General features: G+C 35.5%; 6 protein-coding genes. 1 reads left to right on the forward strand and 5 read right to left on the reverse strand.

Going from position 1 to position 7,979, the window contains the following annotated elements:
- Positions 1–55 precede the first annotated feature (55 nt).
- Positions 56–1,831 (reverse strand): oleate hydratase, encoded by a 1,776-nt coding sequence (locus tag CD127_RS06120; RefSeq protein WP_103366124.1) that lies wholly within the window; start codon positions 1,829–1,831, stop codon positions 56–58.
- A gap of 198 nt (positions 1,832–2,029) precedes the next feature.
- On the opposite strand from CD127_RS06120, the gene CD127_RS06125 reads away from it, so the two are divergent.
- Positions 2,030–2,617, forward strand: coding sequence for a TetR/AcrR family transcriptional regulator (locus CD127_RS06125; protein WP_103366125.1), 588 nt, complete (start codon positions 2,030–2,032; stop codon positions 2,615–2,617).
- 143 nt (positions 2,618–2,760) lie between these two features.
- Here the strand turns inward: CD127_RS06125 and pbp4 are convergent, their stop codons facing one another.
- From pbp4 to yut, 4 genes are all read right to left on the reverse strand, one after another.
- A complete protein-coding gene (gene pbp4 / locus CD127_RS06130; RefSeq protein WP_103366126.1) occupies positions 2,761–3,912 on the reverse strand; it encodes a penicillin-binding protein PBP4 in 1,152 nt (383 codons plus the stop codon).
- 236 nt (positions 3,913–4,148) lie between these two features.
- On the reverse strand, positions 4,149–5,294 hold the full coding sequence (locus CD127_RS06135; protein ID WP_103366127.1) for a polysaccharide deacetylase family protein: 1,146 nt from the start codon (positions 5,292–5,294) through the stop codon (positions 4,149–4,151).
- A 604-nt stretch (positions 5,295–5,898) separates the two neighbouring features.
- Entirely contained in the window at positions 5,899–6,780 is an 882-nt protein-coding gene (gene rbsK, locus CD127_RS06145; RefSeq protein WP_103366129.1) for a ribokinase, read from the reverse strand.
- 81 nt (positions 6,781–6,861) lie between these two features.
- Positions 6,862–7,764, reverse strand: a complete 903-nt coding sequence (gene yut / locus CD127_RS06150; protein ID WP_103366130.1) for an urea transporter — start codon at positions 7,762–7,764, stop codon at positions 6,862–6,864.
- Positions 7,765–7,979 lie beyond the last annotated feature (215 nt).

Genomic DNA, 7,979 nt, shown 5'->3' on the forward strand with positions numbered 1-7,979 from the left:
CGCATGCTGATGTCCCGCGGGGGTTAAAGCTTGCACGATAAAAGTTTACCTACACTTATAGTAACTTATGCTGTTGTAACAATTCTTCAATATAGGTGTTCTTAATTTTCTTCAAGAAAGCATTTAGGGCGAATTGTTGAATTCTATTTTGTTCGGCTAATTCTGTTAAATCTTTGCGATCATTCAATTCATACAGTGCATCCATAAGCACACGTAAATCGAATTCTGACGCAACAACTTCAGGGACACCTCTATCAATATCCAAGAGTTGGTATACCGCTTCCATTGCGGTTCTTACGGAGTATTCTGTTGTAAAGACCGTATCTCTTTCTGTTTCAGCAAAATTCCCAATAAAGGCTAAGTTACGAGAATCCTTAGGCACAACAAGTGGTCTATCACCAACGGCTCTAGGCATAAAATATGAACAGATATATGGCATATAGACAGGTATACTATTGCAGTGAATGTTGGCGAGGTTTTCTATTAAATTTTCAGGGATGCCTATATGATATAACCACTCTTGGCAAATTTCGCTACCACTACACTCGACGATAGGTTTATGGATATAATCGCCTTCTACATTAGAATACAAGGCGTAAACCCATACACTCATTTCATCTTTTGGCTGCGTTTTAAATTGTTGTTGGCGGTTAATGGTAAAACTCATTTGCCAATTAGAATCATTTACAGTAATAATACCACCTGTAACAGTCTTTCCCGATAAAGGATTTCGTTTACATATACGTTCAATGGTGTCGATAATCGTTTTGTTATTGGTAGTGACCGTTGCTGAGACGAACCAACTTTTGTCAGGTAAATCTTGATAGAACTTTTCAGGGCAACCAAACTCAGGACTTTGTTTCACAAGATTGCGCCATAAGTTCCAACTGCCGCCGGGTTGATGATTAGGGGGTGCCGGCGTGTCGTTATCTCCATAAGTTGAACTTTCTGTGATACTGCCATTAGTCACAAAGACCAAATCATTTGGAGTTAATGCAATCGTTTCAAGCTGACCTTGACGTTTCAATTGAATCTCTCGAGCAACTTTCTCTTTAGTTGTGACATCCACTTTAATATCAAGCACTTGTACATCATATTGGAACTGGACACCATGGGACTTTAAATAAGCAATCATAGGACGTACGAGTGATTCATATTGATTGTATTTAGTGAATTTCAAAGCACTGAAATCAGCTAACCCACCAATATGATGAACAAATCTCATTAAATAACGACGCATTTCCATTGCAGAATGCCAAGGTTCAAAGGCAAACATTGTTTTCCAATAAATCCAGAAATTGGAGTGCATAAAATCATTTGTAAAGACATCTGAAATTTTGACGTCGTTCAAATCTTCTTCTTTCTTCAAACATAAAGCGACGATTTCTTTAATGGCTTGTTTCGTTAACGTGAAGTCACCATCAGTGGCTAACTGATGTCCCCTTTTCTCAATAACACGACATCGTGAGTAATTGGGATCCTCTTTGTTCAACCAATAAAACTCATCTAAGACGGAAGCGCCTTCTATTTCCAACGATGGGATGGAGCGAAATAAATCCCATAAACATTCGAAATGATTCTCCATTTCTCTTCCGCCACGTACAACGTAGCCTTTCATCGGAAGTTCAGTACCATCCAAACTTCCACCAGGTTTAGATAACTCCTCTAAAACATGGATTTTTGACCCATCCATTTGCCCATCTCTAATCAAGAAACATGCAGCTGCTAAAGATGCTAACCCAGACCCGATTAGATAAGCAGACTTTCCCTCTACATTTTCTGGTTTTTTAGGACGCGCAAATGCTTCATAATTCCCATTACTATAGTACATTTATTTCACTTCCCAAGCGTTTAAAGTATTTTTAATATTTTTCTGAAAAGTAGTAAACTATAAGTAATTCTTTATGAAATTAATCTACCCTTCGACCTTATTATATGAGGACAAGTGCGCCTGTTGTGCGTCAATAAGAAGGGAATGTATCTTAAGTGACAAATACGTAAAAATGTCCGATATTGGGAGTGAAAAACTTTGAATCCACAAGATTTACGCGTTCAAAAAACACGCCAAGCTATATTGACTACTTTCTTTGAACTTCTCCAAACGAAGACGTTCGAACAAATTACGATTCAAGATTTATGCGATAAAGCAAATGTTCGAAGATCTACATTTTATCGTCATTTTAATGATAAATATGATTTATTAAATTACGGTATTGGACTAATGATTGACCATTTTCGAGAGTTATATTTACCGGAAATTAATCCAGATAACCCCCGTCGTTTTTTTGAAAAGTTAATCAAAGATAATTTGCAGTTTATTCATGAGAATAAAGCAATCGTTCGAAGCGTGATTAATTTAAATTATTACGGTGAAGTTTATAGTATCTTTTACGATCAAATCTACGAAGCGGTTAAAAAACAAATTGAATTCGATAAACAAAGCGGGCAATTTTATGTAGATACAACGATGTATGGGCAGTTTCTTACCGGAGGCATCTTGAGTGTTATCACAAACTGGCTTCAACAAGGACAACAACAGTCTATTGATAAAGTCACTGCAGAAATTGTGGCACTCATCTGTGGCGCTAGAGAAATACATTTGAAAAAACTGAAATAGTACGGCTAAGTCTAAATAAAAAGAAATTCTTAAATGAAATGTTGTGACCTTAGCTAAATACGGACATTCTAAACAACGTATTTGCACCCACTCTTCATCTCTATTTTTAAGAATTTCTTTTTTTACTTTATTAAGTTAAATGTTTAAAATAAATTCCATTTCTTTTCTACGGCTACTTTTGGAGCGCTTGTGTTAGGTAAAAAATAACGGTTATAAGACACATAAGCTTGATTATTGTTATCTACTTTAATTGTCCATTTCTTGCTATCTTTTGGCACGGTATCATATAAATCTTTTTTCACTTCGTAAGTGCGCTTTCCTATCGTATGTTTTCCTTTAGAAAGCACTTTTTTATATTCATATTGTTGACGGTAATATCGAATAACATTATTAGCTATCCTATTTCTACTATATTTCGCGTTATAATCCCCATAAGGTTTAACGTTCAACACGGTTTCGTTTAAACGTAAATTATTTAATTTATTCGTTAATGTAATGTTGTAACCTTTGTCACTTGTGCCTGTTTTCAAACCGTCTGTACCCGGTAAATAGAGCGGTTGATTTTTTAACGATAAATTCGTATTCGTAAAGGTATAACCTTTTTGTGTATCTTGAGGCAATTGCGTTACCTTTAATATCTCAGGATGCTTAGCAATAAGTTCATGCGCTAGTATTGTCATGTCTTTTGAAGTACTTGTAGGATAAATTTGATTTCTATATCTTGATGGTGCGCATTGTCCCAATAAATTATTTTGTGCACCAGCAGGATTAACGAAATGCGTATTATACATTTTAAATATTTGGGCTTGTTGATTCATTTTATCTGTAAATGCTGATGTATTGCCACTTACTTTTTCTCCTAAAATGAGGGCTGCCGTATTACTTGAAGGCAAGGCAGTTTGTTTAATTAATTGGTCAATAGTATATACTTGTCCTGTTTGTAATGGCACAGAAGTTAAATTAGGTGCTGTAGATAATTGAGCATATTGCGCCTTTATTTTTACAGTATCATTTAACTTTAATTTTCCACTATCAATGGCTTCATATACTAAATATAAGGTCATCATTTTAGACAACGAGGCTGGATCAGCCTTTTTATTTCCCTGGTAATCATATAAGATTTGGCCCTGTTGTGTCGTTAAAGTAACGCCATCCGGTTGATAATATGAGCTGACTCCATTAGGTTGAATTCGATTAGAAATATTTACTGGTGTTTCTGCTGCATGTGCGCTTGTTGCACTTAATAAAGCTATAAAACTGATGCTTCCTATACTCTTTACTATTTTCTGAAACATGTTATTCCCTACTTTATATATTTTTATATTGCACAATTTATTATAACTTATTTTTGCTTGTTAATTACATATTAATTTAAAAAATAAATGACTTTACCATCTATTAATAAAGTCATACTAGTAATTAAATTAATAATTGCTCGTTTCATCTTTTCAAAATAAAAACTCTGAAAAGAATTCGATGTGTTCTTCTCAGAGTTTCTATGCTTACCTAATGATGCCCCACGTATAATCAATTACTTATAATCTTTGTCACCTTTAAAATATTGGCGGTCTTCTTTGCTGTAAACCTTTTCCGGATCTAAGAATGGTTTCAATTTATATTTAAATTCATATAAGTTTAAACCATCGATAGCGACACGGTCTTGGTAAACACTGTCTTTACCAACATCTGTGAAGTTATTAGGTCCTACACCAGCAATGTACTTAAAGCCTGCTTGGTGATCTAAATAATTATAGGCTTGTGACCCTCTATCTTGTGCGCCATGTGGGAAAATAAAGAGATCTGTTTTACCTATGATTGGTGTCACTTCTTTATCCCATCGTTTCGTGTCAGCGACAATGCGATCGTATGAACTATGTGCGAAATCGATGTGTCCCCAAGAATGACTTGCGAATGTCCAACCATCACGCTTCATCGCATTAGCGACTTTAGTGGCTTGTTCTTTACGTTTGTCATAATCTTTACTATCTAATTCGTTTGTACGATAGCCAAGCACACCATTATAACCTGTTAAAGCAACGACACCTTTTTGCCCATTGTACGAGAAATCAGGATGCTTTTTCACGAAGTTATTTAAAATTGGTACGATATCGTTTGTTTCACTTTGAGTGACTTTGCCATCTTTACCTTTCGTTTCAGAAACTACATGATTATTTTTATCTAACACTAAACGGTCTGCATAACCATGACCACGCATATACTCGTAGTAGTTCATATCATCGATAGATAAGATAAGTGGTTTTTTGCCTTTAGGTAATTTAATTTCTTTCTTTTTAACTGGATTTGATTTTAAATCATAAACATCATGCGGATCTACTAATATGTAATTATGTTTATAAAGCTCATCTAGCGATTTATTGAACTCATCAACTGTAATCATCCAATCATTATTCCCTTTAGCAGAACTAGGATCCCCCGTAAATGCTACCTTTGGTTCTGTAATCAGTGGATGATAGAAGACGTGAGCAACATCGCCCTTATATGTAACCCAATCTTTTTGGTCTTTATTTTTCTTTTTCGCATACATGTTTTCTTCTTTTTTTCTATCTTCTGCGGATTTCTTGTCTGTCCCATCATGAGATTGTGATGTAGATTGACACGCACATAAAACAATTGCTAATAAAACTGTGACTAGTCCAAGTAAATATTTTTTAGCCATTCATCTGCTCCTTTAAATTGAGTATAAATTTTATGCCGTTCATCAATACATTATATATTATTGTTATATTATTTATAATACATCAATTAGAACTTAACAAAATTTTTACATGAATTTAATCACTCAGATGAATAAATACGTTATTTCTTATTTACTAGTTTTATAATTACATTGATGATAAGTAAAATGACGATGACAAACTTTATAATAAGTTCATACAATTGTGGCATATTAATGGTGCTAATTAAGCAGAAAACTATAATAAGGACTAGCGCAATTTTGTCATAAATATCAAAATTCATATCATTTACCCTTTCTTTACAATCAAATTATAGAATTTCCTTGATATAAATGAAGCTGAGACAATAATAAAGTGTCTCAGCCTTCGTTAACATATTGGCAGTAGCTGACTGATTTGAAATGCGCTTAAAGCAAGCTTTTTCAAATCTAGTCAACCTTGCCTGGTGGGCGGGGCCCCAACATAGAGACTTTCGAAAAGAAAGTCTACAAACAAAGCAAGTTGGGGATACGACGAAATTAGTGTTTAATTTCTGTCCCACTCCCTCGTTATCTATTTTAGCTTCTATTTTCAAAAATAAAAAATTTAAAATTCTAAGTCCGCTTCTAAGTCTTCAAAGGTTGGCATTCCACCTTGTGCGCCCATGCCTGTCACGGAATAACTCGCCGCTAAGTTAGCGAATGTGACCGCTTCTGCCAGGTCGTAACCTTTCTGTAGACCTACTGCTAGCGCGCCATTAAACGTGTCACCAGCACCTGTCGTGTCTTTCACTTCACGCTTAAAGCCTTTAATTTCCACTTGTTCAAGGCCATTATGATATACTGCGCCAAGTTCGCCTAACGTCACGATCAATTTATCAGGATAGCGTTCCAATGCGCCATCAACGTCGCCTTCAAACATATTCTCACTTTCTGTTTCATTCGGTGTGAGATACGTCACTTGTTCAAGCACATCGTCAGAAATTTCTCTGTACGGCGCTGGATTTAAGATCGAAATTACATCATGTTCATAACAATATTTCACTGCCGTTTCGACCGTTTCAGCCGGAATTTCTTGTTGCAATAACACGATGTCACCAGGTTGCGTTGACGCTAAGGCCTCTTGAACATAGTCGGGCGTTACTTCATTATTCGCTGATGGCACGACAATAATACTGTTATCGTTATCGGCCAATGTGATGTGCGCAGTTCCTGAAGGACCTTCCGTAGGTTTCACATGCTCCACGTTAATTTGGTTATTTTTTAAATTTTGGAAAATGTCTTCCCCAAACGTATCGTTGCCAATACGACCAATCATATGTACATCTTGTCCTAAACGTGCCGCTGCTACGGCTTGGTTGGCACCTTTACCACCCGGTGTCGTAAAAAATGAGTCGCCAAGTACGGTTTCACCTTTTCCAGGGACAATCGACGTTGCTACAACTAAATCCATCGACATACTACCAATTACATAAATCTGTCTCTCCATATGTCACACCTCATCATTATCTAATGTCTTACTCTTATCATACCCAAGTTGATATAGGTGTGAAAACTGAAATCAATTAACTTATGCTTCTGAAGATGGACGCGTCGTACCCGCGTATAAAACAATCCAAGTCGCAAAAATGAATGGTGCAGTAAAGATAGGCAATCCAACAGGCGCAAGCATTGTAGCTAACGCGCCATGCATCACTACCGTCAATAATAGACCGGTGATAACAGCTACGTAACGATTTAATTTAGTTTGGAAAGTCGCACCTAATGCGATACCAGTCAAGATAGAGTTATATCCGTATAAACCGTTTGTAATAGATGGGTAATCTCCACCAAGTAAGACAATAAATACGACAGCTAAGACACTTGAAATAACAGCGAAGATGCCACCTCTTACTGAACCGATAAATATTCCGATAATGATTAAAATACTTCCAATAATCGATGTCACAAGGAAGATTTCACTAAAGTTCGTTATAATCCCACTAATCCAACTGATGTGATCATGGTTAATTACTGGATGTTTGATATGTTGAGGCAAAATATCAAGTTTAACATGCAACTTCCCGAACTGAGTCGTCATCGCTAATACTAACCAAGTTGTTAAGACAAACGGGAAAGTTAACATAGGGACACCAAATGGTTTTAAGAACTCACGCACAGCAGCACCTACTGGCAACGTTAAAATTGTCGCTACTATCAATACAACCCAAGCAATAATGGAAGATTGTAAGAATAATGCGAGGCCAATGGCAGTTAACACTGAATTATAACCGGCTAATCCATTGTTAATTTCTTCATCACTGTAATTAAATAAAGGGGCTAACAATAGTGATAATAAGCTACCTATTGCTGCTGCAAGTCCAACTTCCCAGTTCGCAATAAATAAGCCTATTAAAATGAGCAAACCCGTCCACTTATTATTCATGAATACAACTTGCGCTACATTTTTTAAAAATACATCTACATATTTCACAAACTCACCTTACTTTTCGCTATTAACATTTACTTTCTTAACCTCTAAATTTTAGCACTATTATTACATTTTTTAAAATACTTTGATAAAATTAAAACTTCTGAAAAATTATTTAAAATAAAAATTAAAAATTTTTAAAAAGGTATTTTCCTTGTGAAAAGTTTTCATTCATTCTAACATAAGAAGTGTAATACCTATTTTAAATTACCAAGGAA

Source organism: Staphylococcus petrasii (assembly GCF_002902565.1).
Classification (GTDB): Bacteria; Bacillota; Bacilli; order Staphylococcales; family Staphylococcaceae; genus Staphylococcus; species Staphylococcus petrasii.